Annotated in this window: 18 protein-coding genes; 8 read left to right on the top strand and 10 right to left on the bottom strand. The window is 37.9% G+C overall.

Features of this window, described 5'->3' with window-relative positions; translation table 11 throughout:
• Positions 1-17: 17 nt before the first annotated feature.
• From BI291_RS06175 to BI291_RS06155, 5 genes are all read right to left on the bottom strand, one after another.
• Positions 18-1,115, bottom strand: coding sequence for a TRAP transporter substrate-binding protein (locus BI291_RS06175; RefSeq protein WP_254849537.1), 1,098 nt, complete (start codon positions 1,113-1,115; stop codon positions 18-20).
• Positions 1,116-1,138: 23 nt separating this feature from the next.
• Positions 1,139-2,524 carry a TRAP transporter large permease subunit gene (locus BI291_RS06170; RefSeq protein WP_083601927.1) on the bottom strand — a complete coding sequence of 462 codons (1,386 nt, stop codon included), beginning with the start codon at positions 2,522-2,524 and terminating at the stop codon, positions 1,139-1,141.
• Positions 2,524-3,048 (bottom strand): TRAP transporter small permease subunit, encoded by a 525-nt coding sequence (locus BI291_RS06165; protein ID WP_074497177.1) that lies wholly within the window; start codon positions 3,046-3,048, stop codon positions 2,524-2,526. The genes BI291_RS06170 and BI291_RS06165 overlap by 1 nt, the downstream gene beginning before the upstream one ends.
• 122 nt (positions 3,049-3,170) lie before the next feature.
• Positions 3,171-3,500, bottom strand: a complete 330-nt coding sequence (locus tag BI291_RS06160) for a BolA/IbaG family iron-sulfur metabolism protein (protein ID WP_074497174.1) — start codon at positions 3,498-3,500, stop codon at positions 3,171-3,173.
• A 125-nt stretch (positions 3,501-3,625) separates the two neighbouring features.
• On the bottom strand, positions 3,626-4,195 hold the full coding sequence (locus BI291_RS06155) for an alpha-ketoglutarate-dependent dioxygenase AlkB (protein WP_368482958.1): 570 nt from the start codon (positions 4,193-4,195) through the stop codon (positions 3,626-3,628).
• Between the two features lie 95 nt (positions 4,196-4,290).
• Between BI291_RS06155 and BI291_RS06150 the strand changes: the two genes are divergently transcribed.
• Positions 4,291-5,430 (top strand): methyltransferase, encoded by a 1,140-nt coding sequence (locus BI291_RS06150; RefSeq protein ID WP_074497169.1) that lies wholly within the window; start codon positions 4,291-4,293, stop codon positions 5,428-5,430.
• A gap of 80 nt (positions 5,431-5,510) precedes the next feature.
• On the opposite strand, the gene BI291_RS06145 is transcribed toward BI291_RS06150, so the two are convergent.
• Positions 5,511-8,477 (bottom strand): TonB-dependent receptor, encoded by a 2,967-nt coding sequence (locus BI291_RS06145; protein ID WP_074497167.1) that lies wholly within the window; start codon positions 8,475-8,477, stop codon positions 5,511-5,513.
• A gap of 498 nt (positions 8,478-8,975) precedes the next feature.
• On the opposite strand from BI291_RS06145, the gene BI291_RS06140 reads away from it, so the two are divergent.
• The 4 genes from BI291_RS06140 (at position 8,976) to BI291_RS06125 (ending at position 12,417) form a co-directional block, all read left to right on the top strand.
• Complete coding sequence (locus tag BI291_RS06140) at positions 8,976-9,578, top strand: YajG family lipoprotein (protein ID WP_074497164.1); 603 nt, start codon at positions 8,976-8,978, stop codon at positions 9,576-9,578.
• Positions 9,579-9,585: 7 nt separating this feature from the next.
• Positions 9,586-10,170, top strand: coding sequence for a peptidylprolyl isomerase (locus tag BI291_RS06135; RefSeq protein WP_074497162.1), 585 nt, complete (start codon positions 9,586-9,588; stop codon positions 10,168-10,170).
• A 229-nt stretch (positions 10,171-10,399) separates the two neighbouring features.
• Complete coding sequence (locus tag BI291_RS06130; protein WP_074497159.1) at positions 10,400-10,729, top strand: hypothetical protein; 330 nt, start codon at positions 10,400-10,402, stop codon at positions 10,727-10,729.
• A gap of 89 nt (positions 10,730-10,818) precedes the next feature.
• Positions 10,819-12,417, top strand: coding sequence for an MFS transporter (locus tag BI291_RS06125; protein ID WP_286269608.1), 1,599 nt, complete (start codon positions 10,819-10,821; stop codon positions 12,415-12,417).
• A 12-nt stretch (positions 12,418-12,429) separates the two neighbouring features.
• On the opposite strand, the gene BI291_RS06120 is transcribed toward BI291_RS06125, so the two are convergent.
• From BI291_RS06120 to BI291_RS06110, 3 genes are all read right to left on the bottom strand, one after another.
• Positions 12,430-12,684 (bottom strand): hypothetical protein, encoded by a 255-nt coding sequence (locus tag BI291_RS06120; protein ID WP_083601926.1) that lies wholly within the window; start codon positions 12,682-12,684, stop codon positions 12,430-12,432.
• A gap of 554 nt (positions 12,685-13,238) precedes the next feature.
• A complete protein-coding gene (locus tag BI291_RS06115; RefSeq protein ID WP_074497155.1) occupies positions 13,239-13,451 on the bottom strand; it encodes a helix-turn-helix transcriptional regulator in 213 nt (70 codons plus the stop codon).
• Complete coding sequence (locus tag BI291_RS06110) at positions 13,448-13,939, bottom strand: hypothetical protein (RefSeq protein ID WP_074497152.1); 492 nt, start codon at positions 13,937-13,939, stop codon at positions 13,448-13,450. Before BI291_RS06110 ends, BI291_RS06115 begins: the two co-directional genes overlap by 4 nt.
• A 1,045-nt stretch (positions 13,940-14,984) precedes the next feature.
• Between BI291_RS06110 and BI291_RS06105 the strand changes: the two genes are divergently transcribed.
• Together BI291_RS06105 and BI291_RS06100 are read left to right on the top strand one after the other, a co-directional pair.
• Entirely contained in the window at positions 14,985-15,893 is a 909-nt protein-coding gene (locus BI291_RS06105) for a polysaccharide deacetylase family protein (RefSeq protein ID WP_074497150.1), read from the top strand.
• Entirely contained in the window at positions 15,890-17,278 is a 1,389-nt protein-coding gene (locus tag BI291_RS06100; RefSeq protein ID WP_074497148.1) for an amidohydrolase family protein, read from the top strand. Before BI291_RS06105 ends, BI291_RS06100 begins: the two co-directional genes overlap by 4 nt.
• 185 nt (positions 17,279-17,463) lie before the next feature.
• Here the strand turns inward: BI291_RS06100 and BI291_RS06095 are convergent, their stop codons facing one another.
• On the bottom strand, positions 17,464-18,012 hold the full coding sequence (locus BI291_RS06095) for a YkvA family protein (protein WP_074497146.1): 549 nt from the start codon (positions 18,010-18,012) through the stop codon (positions 17,464-17,466).
• 175 nt (positions 18,013-18,187) lie between these two features.
• Between BI291_RS06095 and BI291_RS06090 the strand changes: the two genes are divergently transcribed.
• Positions 18,188-19,417 carry a DUF3667 domain-containing protein gene (locus tag BI291_RS06090; protein WP_074497143.1) on the top strand — a complete coding sequence of 410 codons (1,230 nt, stop codon included), beginning with the start codon at positions 18,188-18,190 and terminating at the stop codon, positions 19,415-19,417.
• Positions 19,418-19,465: the final 48 nt, after the last annotated feature.

The raw sequence follows: 19,465 nt of genomic DNA, 5'->3' as shown, positions 1-19,465 counted from the left end.
ATGATTAAAATTATGATTTAACGATTTTCATAATAGGCTTTCATTGTTAAATCGTTATATTGGCGCGCATTGGCTAAAAACTCACTATACGACGCCCATACCTTTGCAAATGTTTCATCAGCATTGGCTTTTTCTTCGATCACTTCTTTGGTGTAACTTTTTAACGCTAACATAACATCAGCAGGAAATTGTTTTACTTGCACATTATGTTTATTAATGAGTGTTTGTAACGCATTATTATTACGGGCGTTGTATTCATCAAGCATGTTTTGATTGACGGCACGTGCGGCGACTTCAACAATTTTCTGTAGGTCCTCTGGTAATGAGTTTAGCGCCTTTTCATTGACTAAAAACTCTAAATTTGTGCCCGTTTCATGCCATACAGATGAATAGTAATACTCCGCCGCTTGGTGAAAACCAAACGCTAAATCGTTATATGGGCCAACCCATTCTGACGCATCAATCGCACCACTTTGTAAAGAAGAAAATATTTCGCCACCCGTCAAATTAACAGGAATAGCACCTGCGCGTTTTAAAACTTCGCCACCTAGACCAGGGATTCGCATTTTTAAGCCTTTAAGATCTTCAACGCTGTTGATTTCTTTTTTAAACCAACCCGCAAATTGCGCCCCTGAATTTCCACCCGCCATAGGTACTACACCGAATGGTTTGTATAATGCTTGCCACATTTCAAGGCCACCACCAAAGTGTAGCCAAGCATTAAACTCTGTGGCGGTCATACCAAAGGGGATAGCACTAAAAATAGGTGCCGCTGACATTTTACCTTTCCAATAATATGCACCACTGTGCCCCATTTCGGCTGTACCTTGAGAAACCGCATCAAATACTTCAAAACCAGGTACAAGCTCTCCGGCACCATACACTTTTACCGTCAATCGACCTGCACTCATTTCATTGACATACTTAGCAAATGTTTCAGGGCCTAATCCTAAACCGGGAAAGTTTTTCGGCCAAGAAGTTACCAATTTCCATTGATATTGCTTTTGCGGTTGTGCATTCGCATTGGTATCTTGCTTTTGTTCGCTGTTACAACCCACTAAGGCTGCGAATGCTAAACATCCTACAAGCCACTTTTTAATCATGTTTATTGTCATTGGTTTTCCTTTCCTTTTTATTATTAACCATAAATTTTTTCCGGTAACCATGTTACTAATTCAGGCCACTGCGCCAACACCACCAATAGTATCAACTGTATAATGATAAAGGGAATAACACCTTTGTATATTGAAGCAGTTTTCACCGCAGATGATGCTACGCCCCTTAAATAAAATAAAGCAAAACCAAACGGGGGCGTCAAAAAAGAGGTTTGTAAATTGATGGCAATCATGATCCCTAACCAAAGCGGATCTACCCCCATCGATAGTAAAATGGGTGCAACAATGGGCACAACAACAAACGTGATCTCAATGAAATCAAGAATAAAGCCGAGCAAGAAGATAATCGCCATCACAATGATAATTGCGCCAACTACGCCACCTGGCATCTGTTGAAAAAAACTATGAACGAGATCTTCACCACCAAAACCACGAAACACTAAGGAAAATAAACTAGCACCGATAAAAATTAAAAATACCATTGAGGTAATTTTTAAGCTGCTATCCATCACCGCTTTTAAATTAATCAATGTTAATTGTCTCTGCCATAGCGCTAACAAAATTGAGCCTGTTGCACCAACTCCTGCTGCTTCAGTTGGCGTGGCAAAACCTAATAAAATAGAGCCTAGCACTGCAACAATCAGCAATAAAGGTGGGATCAATGCTGAAAACATTAACTCAATAATTGAGCGTTCCTGTTTAATATCTTTAATATCTTGCTCGGTTAAACTCGGCACTTGTTCAGGTTTAATCACTGAATATATGACACAGTAAAGTAAGTACATGCTTACCAACATTAGTCCAGGTATGACTGCACCGGCAAATAAATCCCCTACTGAAACGGTTTCTGGGCTAAATATGCCCATATTCAACTGCGCCTGTTGATAGGCGCTTGATAACACATCACCTAGTAACACTAAGGCAATTGAAGGTGGAATAATCTGTCCTAATGTACCCGTTGCACAAATAATTCCCGTTGAAAATTGTGGGCTATAACCACGTTTAAGCATGGTCGGTAATGATAATAACCCCATAGTTACTACTGTTGCACCGACAATACCGGTGCTTGCAGCAAGTAGCATTCCCACTAGTGTTACTGAAATCCCTAAACCACCTTTAAAACGCCCTAATAAAATCGACATGGCATTCAGTAGATTTTCAGCAATTTTTGCCCGTTCAAGCATGGCTCCCATAAAAACAAAGAGTGGAACCGCTAATAACGTTTGATTATTGATCACCCCAAAAATACGGTTTGGCAATGCGTTCAAGAAACCCGCTTCAAAAACCCCAACGCTCCAACCAATACCTGCAAAAATTAACGAGGTACCAGCCAAGGTTAACGCCACCGGGTAACCAAATAACAACACAATACAAACAACAAGAAACATCACTAAAGACAAATATTCCATTATTTGTGCTCCTGACTTTCTTGTATTTGCTTAAGGCTTCTGAGTAACTCGGCAATACCTTGAATACCTAATGTTAAGGCAAGCAATATTAATAATGATTTACTTAAAAAGACAAATGGCAAGCCGCCGGCTTCGCCTGAAGCTTCTAATATTCGCCAAGACGTTGCTACGTAATCCCAACTGATCACTGCAATGGTAATACACACAGGCAACAACAATAACAGGCTGCCAAAAAAGTTGACGTGGGCTTTATTTCTCGGCGAAAATTTTTGATAAAAAATATCAACACGAACATGTCCATCATGTTTTAACGTATAAGCTGCTCCCAGCATAAAGGCAAAACCATGAAAATACAGCACGGATTCTTGCATGGCTATCCAGCCAATATTGAAACCATACCGCAATATAACAATGGTAAACGTGAGTAACACCATGATTAAGGAAAACCAGGAAATAATACGGCCAGTATATTCAGTAAAAGTATCGAGATGTTTAACAAAAGATTCTAGTTTAGACACAGACATATTAGTCAATAATTTTTCTTATTTTTGTACGTTACAGCTTAGCAAGCTTTTTCATCGCAGGAAACAAAAAAGCCATAAGATAACATCACCTTATGGCTCTATTGGAATAACAGCTACATAAATTAGATACGCTGCTCTTTTTTACTGCCGCCTAAACACTTTGGTGATAGCGGCGTGTTATCGGCATAATATTCTAGCCATTCTTTTTCAGTATATGTATGCAATGCTAATGCGTGAATGTGCTCAGATAACTCTTCTGATAGCGTCGCGTTCACTGCTCTATGACGTTTAATTAACCGCTCTCCTTCAAAAGATTTAGAAACGATAATCACTTTAAAGTGTGATTCACTGCCGGGTGCTACATTATGTTGGTGACTTTCATTAACAACATCTAAGTGAATGGGAGAAAATGCCGACAAGAGTTTTTCTTCAATGACAACTTCGATACTCATAAAATTCCCTTGTTATTTTTCATCATGCTCAGGCTTAAGTTTAGTTAGCCATGATAATTTAGCCATCTATCTAGATGGCTAAATTATCGCTTAAAACACTAACTCTTTGCTAGTAAAACTAAAATTTATTTAATTATTTTTCGAAAGGTTAAATTAATCCGCATTGGTGCATAAATACGTGATTTAAGTACAGCATGTTGCCAATACTTCTGAGTATTTCCTTTCATAATCAACAAACTACCAGATGGTAATTTAAACTTATGTGATAAAGGCTTGAACTTATGTTTTAAGTGAAAAAAGCGCTCTGCACCCAACGACAACGACGCTATCACAGGCATTTCACCTAATTCTGGCTCGTCATCACTATGCCAACTCACTGAGTCTTGATGATTCCGATAGCAATTGACTAAAACAGAATTAAACTCTGCATTTGTCGCTTCACTTATTTGCTGTTTCAACGTAAGTAATTGATTAGTCCAAGGCAACGGCGCCATTGTTAATTGTGAATACGTATAATCCGTACCTTGATCACCATACCATGCCTGTAACCGAGGTACTTTAACAGGCTTTCCGTACATCATTAACTCATCATGCCGCCAAGGTATGTCGGCGTATAGTTGTTGAGCCAATACCTTACTTTCAGACAATGCAATAAAATTAGGTAAAAAGGTAACATCAGCATCAGTTAGTGGAATTTTAATAACAAGCTCTTAATTTTATATAGAGTCGATACACGAATTTTGGCACAATGTACTTTCTGCTTCCAGCCAATCCGCACTGTATAAACATCATGATTAGCCCTTTTATTGTAAATGATCGAAACCTATTTTTAGAAAGATATCCCGCAAACCAAGTAACACGTAGTTTACAAGCATGGGATTCTGCAGACGAATATATCATTAACCATGTTCAAGAATCGGAGTTACTGACCCACGAAAGTCATATTTTAGTGATGAACGATAACTTTGGTGCTATCTCGTTAAATTTTCCTTTGCAAAAAGTAACGACCGTTTCAGATTCATATATCAGTGAATGTGGCTTAAAGAATAATGCTGAACATAACCATCTATCGCTGGAAAATCTTACGCAAATAACCAGTGTAAGCGAGTTGCCCGCTGATGTTGACATTGTGTTGTATAAAATACCAAAAAGTAACAACTTACTGAAAGAACAACTGCAAAAGATTAGGCAAACTTTTAATAGTAAGCTGATATTTATCGCGGTAGATAAAGCGAAAAACATACACAGCAATACCTTAAAATATTTCGAGCGTTATTTAGGCACTACCACAACGTCATTAGCGGTAAAAAAGTCACGTTTAGTTTTTTCAGAACTTAACGCAGAAGTTACTGATACTACTTTTCCAATCGTAAAACGCTGGAAAACAGAAGTCCATCAATTTGAAATAGTCAATCATGCAAATGTCTTTGCCAGAGACAAATTAGATATTGGCGCTCAGTTGTTATTAGCACATTTACCCAATGTTACTGAACATGAACATCTAATTGATTTAGGTTGTGGTAATGGCGTATTGGGATTACATATTCTAGCACAACAACCAAACGCGAAACTCACCTTTAGTGATGAATCATATATGGCAGTAGCATCAGCTCGAGACACTGTTGCGCATAACTTGCCACAGCTTCTAGACCAATGTCGTTTTATGGTTAATGATTGTTTAACAGATGAGCAAGCTTCAAGTGCAAATAAAATTTTATGTAACCCACCATTTCATCAACAAAATGCCACTACTGATCATATTGCTTGGCAGATGTTCAACGACTGCTACCGTGTGTTGAAAAAAGGCGGAACATTAACCATTGTAGGTAACAGACAACTTGGCTATCACATCAAATTAAAGCGTATTTTTGGTAACGCAACGTTAATCGCCAGTAATAAGAAATTCGTGATCTTCTCTGCGAAAAAATAAAATGCTCGAAACTAAGTGTCGAGCATTTTATATACCCACGTTAAATAGGTTAACGCGGTAAACCGTTACTTGTGGTTTAATTAAAAGCTATAACGCGCTTCAAAACTAACATAACGAGCGCCTAAGCGACCTGTAGTCATGCCCCAATTTGGGTTCTCTTCGATACCATTATCGCCATCACGAGAAAATGCTTGTTGTATAGACGTTTGCGTATCAAAATTAAAGACATTATAGATTGTCGCTTTAAGCATTAAATCACCCTCACCAAGTGTAGTGTTATAGGCAAGGCTCATGTCAAACTCTTTAAGCCAATCAGTTTCACCGTAAATACCTCGAGGAGCTGGATTTCCCTCTGCATCATAAAACGATACATGTCCATACCCTGCACCAGAACAAGCTTCCCAAACAGAGCCGGCAGCACAACTGTCAACACCCAATGGATGACGAGAGAACTTACTGATCGGTGCACCTGAAGCAATACGCGTGTTAAAACCAAGTGTTAATTCATCATTAATTTGATAGTAACCATTTAACTTAAATGAATGACGGCGATCATTAGGTAAATTACCATTTGAATGATCCATCAACTCAGCGTAGTCATATGAAGTAGTCCAACCTGGATCAGCCTGGCCATTATCAGTACGCACTAAGCCTTCTGTATTACCCCAGCTATGTGACCATGTATAAGAAGCGTTATAGTTAAACTTCTCACCTATTTTACCAGACAACGTGTTTTCAATGGCAGCATACTTACGTTCAGGTTCAGGTAAGCCAATATAACTCGCAGGAATATTAACTCTTTCTGCCACGCCATCACCATCAAAGTCATAGCTGATGTCTAAGCCAGAACCTGGGTTATTAAGTACGTATGCACTACTAGGAGCCCCTGACATACCGTTTTCTGCAAACCATTTTTGTAACACAGGTGCATAGTCAGTATCTTCAATGGAACGTTTTAGCTCACGATAAATACCGCGAATACCGTACACTAAATCACCCTCCATAAATTCACTTTCATAACCGATAGTAAATTCATCTGAATACATAGATTCCATATCTTGGCTAGCAATTAAGGTAGGTTCACTAATACCTTCTTGCACAACATTTTCACCTAAATAATCCCCAACATTCGGTGCTCCGTCTGCATCAAGAACAACTTCTCCGTTCGCATCAACTTGACCAAGTTCATAAAAACGTCTTACATCACGACGTTGGCCGCCTTGTGTAATATTCATATTTGCAGATACAGGTTGAAAGTAGCGACCAAAAGTTGCATATACTTTTGAAGTTCCATCGCCCTCTAAATCATAAATAGCTTGTACACGCGGCGCAAACTGGCCTTTTACATCAACATATTTACGGCCGTCAGAAACAGTGTTGTATACATTTGAGTAACGTAAGCCCAGATTTAACACGAGTTGATCAGTCACAGCCCAAGTATCTTGAATATATAACGCGCTAGAGCTTACTTCTGAGTCTGTAAAGTCAGTACGTATACGCTGGCGAATATATGGGTCACCTACTGGATAATCTACAGGGTTGTTCGCCCATGCATAATAAACATCCCACCAACCAACTCGATCACCTACGCCGTTAGGGCTATTTTCATACTCAATTGCAATATTGGTGTAATCAAAGCCAATTTTAATATCGTGATTTTCTAGCATCCAACTAAAATCAGCACGAAACTGATCACGTACAAACTCACTTTCAGTAATTGATGAAGCTGTTTCTCGAGAAACTTTAACCCAACCCCCTGTCAATTGTGACCATACAAGTGGGTCACTACTTGTTGCAGTATTATAAGTTTTGTCTTTGGTTCTACCTGCAACAACCTCGATTGACATGTCGTCATTTAAGATACCAGAATACGTTAAACCAAATATATCGCCGCCACTGCGTGATTTATAATGACTTAATTCTTCGCCAACATCTTGTGTTTCCCAATCATTGGCATACGTTTTACCTTTGCCTTTATTAGTAAAGCCAATCGCGGTTGCTGTAATTGAATGGTCATCATTAATAAACCAATCAAGTGTTGCTAAGTAACGATCTGCCGTGTTTTCACCAATATCAATGGTATTTCTACCCGCTGCATCGTACTCATTTTTTTGTGGCGCATAAATACCGTAGAAGAACAGTGAATCTTCAATTAACGCGCCACTTGCCCAAATTGAGGCACGAGTGAAAGTGCTTTCGTCTTGCTCCGTATTCGAAAAGTAATCCCCTTCAGTGGTTAACAAGTTATTATGCTGTGATTGTGTCGCAGCTGGGTCGATGCGGCCATATGCACCAAATTCCCATTCATTTGACCCTGACTTAGATACTGCATTAACAATCCCACCTAATGCACCACCAAACTCTGGTGCTACTCCACCCGTAATCACTTCAGTTTGTGCTACGGCTTCCCATGGAAGACCGATAGAACCAATACCTGTTTTTATTGATGTAATGTTAATACCATTTAGGTAATACGCATTTTCTGCTGAGGAGCTTCCCCCGACACTTGAAGCGCCAAAGCTGTTACTGCCAACTACACCTGGCGCAAGTAACGCGATAGATTCAAAACCAGTTTCAACGGGTAAGCGTTCAAGTTCTTCTGCAGTGATTACAATACCACCTGCTGAGGACTCCATATTAACAGGCGCAATTCGACTACCAGTGACTTGAATGGTTTCCATATCAGTACCGCTTGAATATAGCACCCCATTGTAAACAATGGCACTACCCACTTTAACGAGTAAATCTTGCGCTTGTATTTGTTCAAAACCTGACTTTTCAATGGTCATTGTATATAAGCCAATAGGTAACTTCCGAAGCGTATAATTACCATTCTCATCAGTAATTATCGTACGAGTAATACCTTTGGTTTTATGCTTCAAGGTGATAGTTGCACCTGCAAGTTGTTGATTACTTGCCGAAGAAATAACCCCTTTAACCGTACCGTTAAAAGCATCATTTGCAATAGTTGGTGTTGTAATCGCAACAGCTGACGCAACGGCTAATGCACAAGCTGAACGTTTTAATATTGTTTTTGTATTCATCATTATTGTGTTTCCTGAATTGTAACAGAGAACATAATGCACACTTATTTTTTAATATATTGTATACATTATGCTCAGCCGATACTACACCCCATTAACCCCCCTGTAAAGATTGTATACATTATATTTACAATTAATATAATGTATTAAAAAATTATAACTAATAATAAATAGTACTATTAATATACATAGATAGAATTTGCCTATTGGCGGGGGAAATGAGAAGGATAAAAATTGAGTTTAACTAAGGTCTGTTGAACTTTTGAGATTGGACTTTGTTCGAACTAAATGCGAAATACAACAAACCATAACCTGTTACATTTACCCTTTGATGTTTGATATTGATACATGAATACACCTGTTTTTTATGGTATTTCTTTAAAAAAGATCAACGTAAAAAGATAAGAATCAACTAAGCTACCATATTCATCACACACGAATGTGTGATAATGTTAATCAAGGAATATTACAAACTCTCAGAAGATTTACGGCTATTAACTCATGATAAAAATCTCATATTTTCGTCGCTTTTTCGCGATCAGTACGGTAATCGCTACCAGTGCTATAACCACAGCATGTAGCACTACACCAAATGCTTTCATTGTTACTCCGCAATTACATTTGCAAACAAATACTCATTATTCTGGACAACATGCTTCTGTGGCAGTAGAAGATATGCGTACTGCACATCATGTATTAGAAATAATAAAAGACGACAGTGCAGCACATATCGTAACGTCTCGTACTCCTTTACAAACAGATATTGCTACTGCATTTTCTGCGGGCTTAAAAAAAAGTGGCTTAGATGTTTCACCAACGTCAGAAAATCAACTGCGCTTAGTGATAAATCAGGCAAAAATTACCGTTGAACAATCACTTTCAAAATATGCTAGTCGCTCTGTTATTCGTTTGACGGCTCAGTTTTCAGGGGGTGAAAAAACATTAACGAAAACCTTCAACAGCACTACCACTAGCAATGGTATTTTGAAAGCCGATATGGCAGTGCTTGAGCGAGATTTTAATCAACAACTTAGCTCTTTGCTAACACAAGTGGTGCAAGATCCAGAGTTACAACAATTTGTGCAAAAAAATTCAGTACGATAGGAAAATAATGAAATACTTACTTTTAATATTAACGTGCTTTATTCAACAAACGTTTGCGCAAAATATGGAGTTAGATCCTTACAATTTGTATCCAAAAGTAAAACTTGAAACCAATAAAGGTGTGATAGTTGTTGAACTTGATCGTGTTAAAGCGCCTTTAACCGTTGATAATTTTTTAACCTATGTAGTGAGTGGCGAATATAACAATACTATCTTCCACCGTATTGTAGAAGACTTTGTAGTACAAGGTGGTGGTTATGATACCGATCTCAAAATAAAGAAAACTAACGGTGATATTGTTAACGAATCAGGAAATGGGTTGAAGAATGTAACAGGCACCATAGCCATGGCTAGAGAGCGCCAACCTCACTCCGCTAACAGACAGTTTTTCTTTAATATTGGCGAAAACACCAATTTAGACCCAGGCGTGAGTTGGGGTTATACCGTATTCGGGTTAATCGTTGAAGGTGAAGAAATTGTCACTGAAATGGCAAAAGTAAAAACAGACTTTAATGAAGAACTCGGTTGGGAAGATGTACCCATTGAGCAAGTAATACTCAAAAAAGCAACCTTATTACCTGAAGGACAATAAACCAGTTAAACAAGCTACCTGTATTGCGGGCTACTCTTTGTGCTCGCATTCTTCTATTTGTCCCAACAGTAATACGCGTTAAATTTTGACAGAATTCAATTTATCAACGATAACTAAATAGTACGTGTAGCAGCCTCCCAATAAAAATAACAATCAGACTTGCACACCATCTCAGCTAGTTCATATTACGGTAGCTCAAGCATACGCGAGAACTCAATTGGGGAAAGTCATGATCATTGAGCAGTTCATCAATGAAAAAATTTTACAAACAACAGCATACGTTAAAGCCGTCATAGACAACACATTACACTACACCGAACTTGACCGCTTCGTAAACGACACCATGGAAGAGTGGACACTCATCAACGTTACTGATGAAACCCCCGGTAGCGCAAAAGAGCGAGTGTTTTGGCATGTGATACATCAATTTTCACTACATGGCAGCCAATCGCTGCTCACTAATTTATATTTTCAAAGTGAAATAAAAACCTGTATTGAGTTTTTTGAAGGTATTGGCAGCTACCCTATTGATTGCATAGGTTGGCGCCCGTTAGCGTAAAAACTATATTTGTGTACATATTTTACTTCTGTCCCTTTTTAGAACCTGTTACCCTGCTAGCAGCTTTACTTACCGTAAAATAAATTTCAGTGCAAAGTATTAAACAAACGCTTCTCTATTTTAAAAATAAACGCTTATTAACAGTTTTCTTTTTTGGCGTGGCCAGCGGCTTCCCTTGGGTAATGATAGGCTCAGCAATGACCGGCTGGTTAAAAGATGAAGGCCTAAGCCGTTCAAGTATCGGATTATTTGGTTTAATATTTGCTGCTTATAGTATTAACTTTTTATGGTCTCCCTTAGCCGACAGAATAAAGCTACCCTGGCTAACCGCTAGCTTTGGACAACGACGTAGTTGGATTATCGCGACCCAAGCCATTATAGTATTGGCTGCACTACAGCTTAGTGCCTTTGATGTAAAACATCAGTTGCACTTAATGGCATTTTTCGGCTTGGTTATCGCTATTGCCGGAGCCACACAAGATATCGCAATTGATGCTTATCGTATTGATATTCTACAAGCAAAAGATAACAATTTAATGGCTGCGGGTTCGGCTATGGCTACCGCCGGCTGGTGGACTGGTTACGCAGGTCTAGGCAGCATTCCGTTTATTTTAGCCAGTGACCCTCAATGGCAGTGGTCAGAAGTATTTTTAGTGCTAGCCTTAATAATGTTACTACTAATGTTAACTGCTTTTATCGTAAAAGAACCAAATGAAAACAACCGTGAAGCAGTGCTGAATAAAATACAAACCGATTACGTAAAGGTATTACCCCATTACACGCGTGAAGCTTGGCTTATTTTACTCATTATCCCGCTGATTTTCTCTGCGATTATTTACGCTAATATTGGCTATCCAAGCTGGCCAGACAATGTGATCAGCACAACCTATCGATTTCATGCCTTATCAATAACCGTTGTCGGTTTAATCGCATTATTTTATCGCCAATTAACCAGGCTTAATCGCAGTATTTCCCATCATGAATTGATTGATAATAGTAACCCAAGTATTCAACGAGTACATAAGCTTACTGCTTGGTTATTAGCTACATTAGTTTCCCCCATACAAGAATTTTTTACCCGAAATGGCACCAAATTAGCATTTTCAATTTTGATGTTTATTTTTCTCTTTAAGATTGGCGAAGCGTACTTAGGGCGTATGTCGATCGTGTTCTATCGTGAGGTAGGTTTTTCCAACGAAGATATTGCTTATTATTCGAAACTCATTAACTGGGGCACTACAATCGTGTTCTCTTTATTAGGGAGTATATTCACTATACGTTTTGGTATTTTAAAAGGGTTATTTATTGGCGGTATTGCGATGTCTGCGAGTAACTTGCTCTTCTCTGCGATGGCGGTTGTAGGCCCAGATAAAGCACTATTCGCCCTAACGGTCTTTGTTGATGGCTTTACTTCGGCTTGGGGATCGGTCGCCTTTGTTGCATTGCTTTCAGTGCTTTGTAATAAAAGCTTTACTGCGAGCCAATATGCATTAATGGCATCATTAGGTACCTTTGGAAGAGTTATGGTCGGTTCGTATTCTGGCATTATTGTAGATTGGCTTGATGGCAATTGGGCATTATTTTTCATATTGACTTCCGCTATGGTGATCCCTAGTTTGCTGTTTTTATACAGTATTAGAAAACCATTAACAGCACTTATTGAGCAACAAAACAAAGTAAACGGGTAGTTAGATAAACATTTATTCAGAGCTTTCGTGAGGCTCTGAGTTCTCCTTTTCCTTTTTTATTTGTTGCTGCTTTATTTTTTCTAATTTTTTTATTTCTTGTGGCGGAATAGGAAATATAGAAATTAACGGGAAAAGTGCCAGAAAAATAAATGCGCCTTTTGGCATCTTTTTACTCCACTTCACCAAGCGAAACATCACAAAACCGAGCAAGCAACAACTGATGATAATTAACAAGACTGTAATAAGTCTAACACTCAAAAAATCCATATTTTCACCAAGTTCCCCATTTCTTTCAATGATATATGGGTAACTAGGTATTAATACAACACATAAATAAAGGTAGACTTTTAAGCGTTACGCCCAGCCGATAAATAATGTTTAACGCTTTTTATCAACTTTCAGTGCAAATAGCGCTAAAATAAACTACCATACTGTTATTAATCAATCACTTGATGTTTAAATATGATCCGTCTTTTTTTCTTATTACCCATAATCATGTGTGGCGTTTGGTGGTGGTACCTCAACGCTAAAGGATACACAGTTAAAGAGGGTATTAAAGGGTTTGCTTATATTATTACCTTTAATGCGGTAATCATCGCTTTTTTTGTTCTCATGCTTTTTGTCACCCACCCTTAACACAAGCCTATTTCCATTCACATCTGTAGACTTGGCTTACTCAAAATAAATAACCACGTTTACTAAAGTCTGTAGTAATCAACTAAGCATTTAATGTACCTGACCCCATTTTCCAGCTTAAAATATGCAGCCTGAACCCTTGTGTTAGATACAAAATTTCTATTGCACTGCGAAAGTTAAGGTTATTAAGTCTTGTCATCAAGCGTAAATATTTCCTCTACTTTGGTATCAAATAATTCCGCCAGTTTTAAGGCCAAACCCACAGAGGGCATGTAAACACCTCTTTCTAAAGTACTAATTGTTTTGCGTGAGACCAATACTTTTTGTGCCAACTCTTGCTGGGTAATATCCAACTTAGCGCGCCAGACTTTGATGCAGTTGTTTACTTTATAACTCATGCGTCTTTTTCCAACAATAAATAGCTAATTAAGGTGGACGCTACCGCGACCAAAAGAACAGACCTCGCCACTAAGGTGCCACTTAAGGCAAAGTTTTGGGCGAACGCATCAAACAATATTGATGCCCCAAAAAGCAAGGCGGTTGTACCAAGTGTAATGACTAGTCCGTAAGACATTGCCCGAAGTCTGATCAGTTTTGTACGCTCATCGTTAATTTGATGATTTAAAGCCAGATTATTTTTTAGAAACCGACCTATTTTAATGAAATAAAGAATAAAGCCAACCCAAGCAAGTGCCCCCAGCAAGTTGATTAATTGAAATACAAATAGAACATAAGGGTGAAGAATGTCAGTGAAATGATCGCCCATTATTTGCCCTAGTTGCCAGCCAATAAAACTTAAAATGAGTCCTTTCAGTACAAAAAATTTATTCTTTTCATATTGTTCAAGCTGCTCTATCGAGTGTGCTGTTTGCTCAGTATTTTTCATATTCGACACCTTTTTCGACCTTTATGACACCCTAAGGTTACAATAAGGTAATTTTAGGTGTCAAACATTAATTTATATTTGATGCAGCTTAACTAATTTATCGGCTTGTCCGATATTGGATAATCAATCAAGGGTAAAGTCTTTGGCAGTGGTGAGCAAATAGCGAGGTAAGCGAGTCGGTGCGATGTCGCGGTTATTTCCTTTCTTACTGGGTGATGGACGTACTGTCTCATTTATAGTTCAAGCATATATCACCTGATGAAAAAACCTTTGCTCAAACACAAAAACCGACTTTATCTGACCCACGTATTGTGAGCAGCCAGTAACGATAATAGTGATCATACATAGGCACGTGGAAGGCGGGTGTAAAAATTGATTATTTCTTATTAAGGATATAGGAAGTATAAACCACCTTTTTGCTCCTCTGGTTAAGTATCATACCTGAAATTCCCTCACTCATTTACCGTCAAGTCCCCATTTCACCGCTGGACCAGCTCAAATCACTCTTATTATGTTCGGTTTAGAATAAAGTCTCTGACTGGTAGTTCGCTGGATGTAAGTTACTCTCTGGCCGCTGTGAATACTGGCAAAATAGGCTTTGATGTCGTTAATCAAAGAACTTTGCGCGTTTAGCTAATACCATATTTCCCACCTAAAAATGATGATTTACCATGAAAAATAATTATATAAAGCACCACTTCATGAATTATGATTACAAACTATATTGTGCGTGAAAAACAATTACGGAGCGTGAAATGTGATTATATTTAACGCACTAGTGTGAATTATGGTTATTTGTTAGTGGATACCAAAGTAATTTATTACTAATTCAAATTATAAAAAGGGTAATGCAAATGCAACCTCCTTGGCTGGGTTAGAATATGCTGTCATCATTTAACGCAGATGGATGAGATTTACCATAGACCTCAACCGACTTTGACCGTTACATCCAACTTCACTTTCAAAAAATTGAAAATTAACTAGAGCTATGTGACGATCGTGTAATTTTTGATAGGCTAAAGAAAAACTCGAATAAAGAATATTCATGAATTATAAAGCCCTATGTACTGTTTTTTGTTTTCTGTACTTTCCAAGCATTTTTGCTAAAGAATTAGCGATTACTTTTGATGACTCACCAAGACATGCAAATGGTTATTTAGATGGTAAAACCAGATCGCAATTATTGATTAAACAATTGGCCAAGCACAATGTACCGCAAGTCGCTTTTTTTTCCGTGTCTAACAGGTTAGATGCAGAAGGAACTGCACGATTAAGACGTTATGCGAGTGCAGGACATATCATAGCAAACCATACGGATAGTCACCCTAACATCAACCAATCAAATCTAAATGATTACGGTGATGACTTTTTACAAGCTCACACCAAACTCCACTCATATGATAACTTCCGTTCTTGGTTCAGGTTTCCATATCTGAGAGAAGGAGACAACTTAGAAAAACGCAATGGAATGCGACAATTATTAACTAAATACCGTTACAAAAATGCTTATGTTTCGTTGAACAATTACGATTGGTATATTGAAAGCTTATTTCAGCAGGCGGTCAAACAAGGTATAAAGATTGATATGCAACGCATGGAAAAATTTTATGTGGAGCAACTAATAGAAAGCATAACCTACTATGATGACATGGCAATTAAGCACTTAGGCCGCTCACCAAAGCACGTATTATTACTGCATGAAATGGATATCTCTGCCCTTTTTATCGGCGGACTAGTAGATGAACTTAGAAGGCTGGAATGGAAAATTATATCTGTGGATGAAGCATATACTGACGAAATTGCTAACTATAAAACAGAAAATATATTCAAGTTCAACCCAGGTCGAATCGGTGAAATCGCAAAAGATAACGGGCAAAATAAAAATTTATGGCATCATAGCCTGAATGAGAACTACCTTGAAGAAAAGTTCAAACAACAGGTAATTTTACATTGAAAGCTTCATATGCAGTTGCATTATTATTGCTAGGAGGTTTACTTCTTAATAGCCTATTTGTTGTCGCTAATAGTGAAGCTTCCCAACATGTTATTACTTACCACAAAGGTGCAAGAGCTTTTATCAATGTGCAGCTAATAGATGGTACAGGTGAGAAGGTAAAGTACGATCAAACTATTCTCGTTGTGAATGATCGCATAGTAAAAATAGGCGACACTAGCAAATTAAACATTCCCTCTGGCTACGAACTCGTTAACGTAAAAAATCACACCGTGATACCTGGATTTATTGGCGTTCATAACCACTTGCATATTTCTGGTCATAAATATAATGGCGATAATATAGCTAAGCTATATTTAGCCGCAGGTGTCACAAGTATTCAAACAGTAGGCTCCGCGTTTCCAGAGAAAGAAATTGCTCTAGCGAATGACATAGCCTTAGGTCAAAAACTTGGACCCGAAATTATTGCTAGTGGCCCTTATTTTACCGGCTCTGATGGTAACAATAATATGCAACAAGTAAATAAAGCTAAAGATATTGCTAAAACTTTAAAATACTGGAAAGACAAAGGCGTAAAATGGATTAAAGTCTATAGACATATAGAGCCTACTCAGTTACAAACGATAATCACTGAAGCACATAAATTAAAACTCTTCGTGACTGGTCATCTTTGCTCGATAACCTTTGCAGAAGCTATCAACATGGGCATTGATGGGATACAGCACGGCCTCAACAGCGCGAGTGATTTTAGAACGAATAAAACATTTGGACAATGTAATGGCGGCCGTGAATACATAGATATTATTGATGTTGCTAGTCCCAAAGTTAAAGCTCTACAACAGTTAATGATCTCTAATAATGTATTTTTAACGTCCACCTTGTCTATTTTCGAATCATCTATTTCGCACCGTTCGCAAGCTGACCAACGGAGTATTCTACTCATGTCAGAACAAATGAAACAACGCTATCAAAGTTCACAGCAGCATAAAGGCAAAAGCGACCATCAACGAGAGCAAAGACTTAAACGAATTATGGCATTTGATTACCAATTCTACAACATGGGTGGACTGCTTGGTGCTGGAGTAGATGCTGGACGATTCTTATTACCAGGTTATGGCGATCAACGTAACTTTAAACTTTTTCTGGAAGCCGGATTCAGCACAGAACAAGCGATACAAGTGATGACATACAATGGTGCTAGGATCCTAAAAAGGAATGATATCGGTTTAATTAAAGAGGGAAAACGTGCAGACTTTTTAATTTTAACAGGAAGCTTAAAGAAAAACCCAAATGTGATCAATAATATTAAAACTGTATTTAAACAAGGTGTTGGATACAGCACAGATAGCATTGAAGCATCCCTACAGCATAAAATAGGGCAATAAGAAGCTATCAGAGGTTACTAGATAACGCCTGTTCGCTTTAGCTTTTAGAGAACTTCATCTAAGTATTTTTCATACAGTATCAGACCAATCTAACGAAATATATTTGAATAATTATCGTTTTTTCATTAAAAAGCACTAACGGGAATACGATTAGTGCTTTTGTTTATTCTGTTAACTGGTGTCGATTAGAAAATCGAACGGAATGATGAGCGGCCACCTCGGCGTGTAGACCTACGGTTACGCATACGGCTATGAAGTTCACGTCGTTTTGCATCTAACCAATCTTCGGTAGTAATTGGTGCGTCACCAGAGCGTGCTTGCTCTCTTTCACGATAAGCACAGAACTCTTCAAACGCTTCAATATCATCTTTTAGTTCTTCGGCCACGAGTTCAATCATGATGGCATCATCTAAAAAGCCTAATGCTGGAATATGATCAGGCACGAGATCTTCAGGATCACTAAAATAAGCAAGTGCTGTAAGTACGTCGTTTTTTTCTTCTTCTGGTATTTGCCATTCACTATCTTCAATCATCGCGACTAGCGTTTCTAATTTTTTAATACGCTCACTAACAAAAGCAGGAACACCACCTTTTACATCTTCGCTTAATTTACGCGCATTATCTAAAATACTCGCTTGTGATAATATTTTTGCTCCTTGTTGAGCTTTCTTCATTACATCACGAAAATGGTCTAGATCTGAATCTGATAATTCAAAGGTCACTTCAAACGCCATTATAATTCTCCTACTGTTGGCTTTTTTGTGAGAAATTCTCAATAGACTAAATTTAACAGAACATTTTGCATTCATCACGTAAAAGATACGAATTCATGACAATATCTTTAAAAAATTGCTACTGCCGCTAACAATGAACTGATAATATTAACTTTTTTAATGTGTTTTTATTATTATGGATCACGAACAGCAGCTTCAAAGAAGTCCTCCTGAGGCATCCGCTCAACCACACATCAAAGAATGTGATAACTGTCATGCGCCAATAAACGGGCCTTATTGTTCACAATGTGGGCAAGAGGCTGAATCAACATTGACATATTTTTGGACGGTCATTCTACATATTCTAGACGATATATTTAGCTTTGATTCACGCGCTAATCGAACATTATTGCCCTTGTTATTTCGCCCTGGCTTTTTAACTAATCAATACTTTGCAGGTCATAGGGTACATTATATTCCCCCGCTTAGACTTTATTTGTTTATCAGTATTATCTTTTTTATCTCTTTAAAGTTTTTTGCTTCCGCAGATTTACAATCAGAACATACTAAGGAAATTGAAAGTTTATCAAAGGAAATTAGTAAAATTGAGGCAATTTATAAAGCACAAGAAGCCACAGTAAACATTTCTGATAAGCTAACGTTATTAGCCTCTTTAGAAAGTAAACTTGCTGATATAAAAGAAAAGGACACCATTAATAATCGTAATTTATACCTATTAATACAAAAACTAGTTGAAGCGGAAAAAAAACAAACCACAGCAAAGAAATTAACCGTTGAGGAGCAAGAACAATATCAAAAGCTTGTCGCTAAATGGCAGAATGTTCTCGCAGGAAAGGCTGAGCCAAACAACACAGGTGGTGTGCAATTTAGCAATAATCCCGATGGTACTTTTACGTTTAATTGGTTAACCCCGAGTGCAAATAAAAAACTTGAACAAGCAACCAACACCATTGAGAAAAAGGTACAAAACTCATCTTTAGAGCAACTATTTGAGCAAGCGTTAGATAAATTGCCGCAACTAATGTTTGTGTTACTACCTATTTTTGCCGTGTTATTGAAAATAATGTATATGTTTTCAAAAAGACTTTATTTAGAACACCTGACCGTTGCTTTACACAGCCACAGTTTTATCTTTTTAGCCGTGTTATTAATTGAATTAATATCTTTGCTTCAAGATATGCTGCCACCTTCAAGCGGCATTATGGTTGATGGCTTACAATTTATTATTACCCTCGGCATCATTTGGATACCAGTTTACTTATACCTCATGCAAGTGCGTGTGTATCAACAAGGTCATTTTTTCACGCTGCTCAAGTATGGAGTCATAGGAATAATTTATATACTGTTATTAACTATCGCCTTTTTAATCGCTTTTATTTGGGGGGTGACAGACCTTCCTAGTTAGCGGACACATCCTGTTGATATCCACAAAAAAAGGCAATCAATCGATTGC

This window comes from Thalassotalea sp. PP2-459 (assembly GCF_001913705.1).
Classification (GTDB): domain Bacteria; phylum Pseudomonadota; class Gammaproteobacteria; order Enterobacterales; family Alteromonadaceae; genus Thalassotalea_C; species Thalassotalea_C hakodatensis.
Note: the sequence above shows the minus strand (reverse complement) of the source record. Positions and strands in the feature narration are given on the sequence as shown.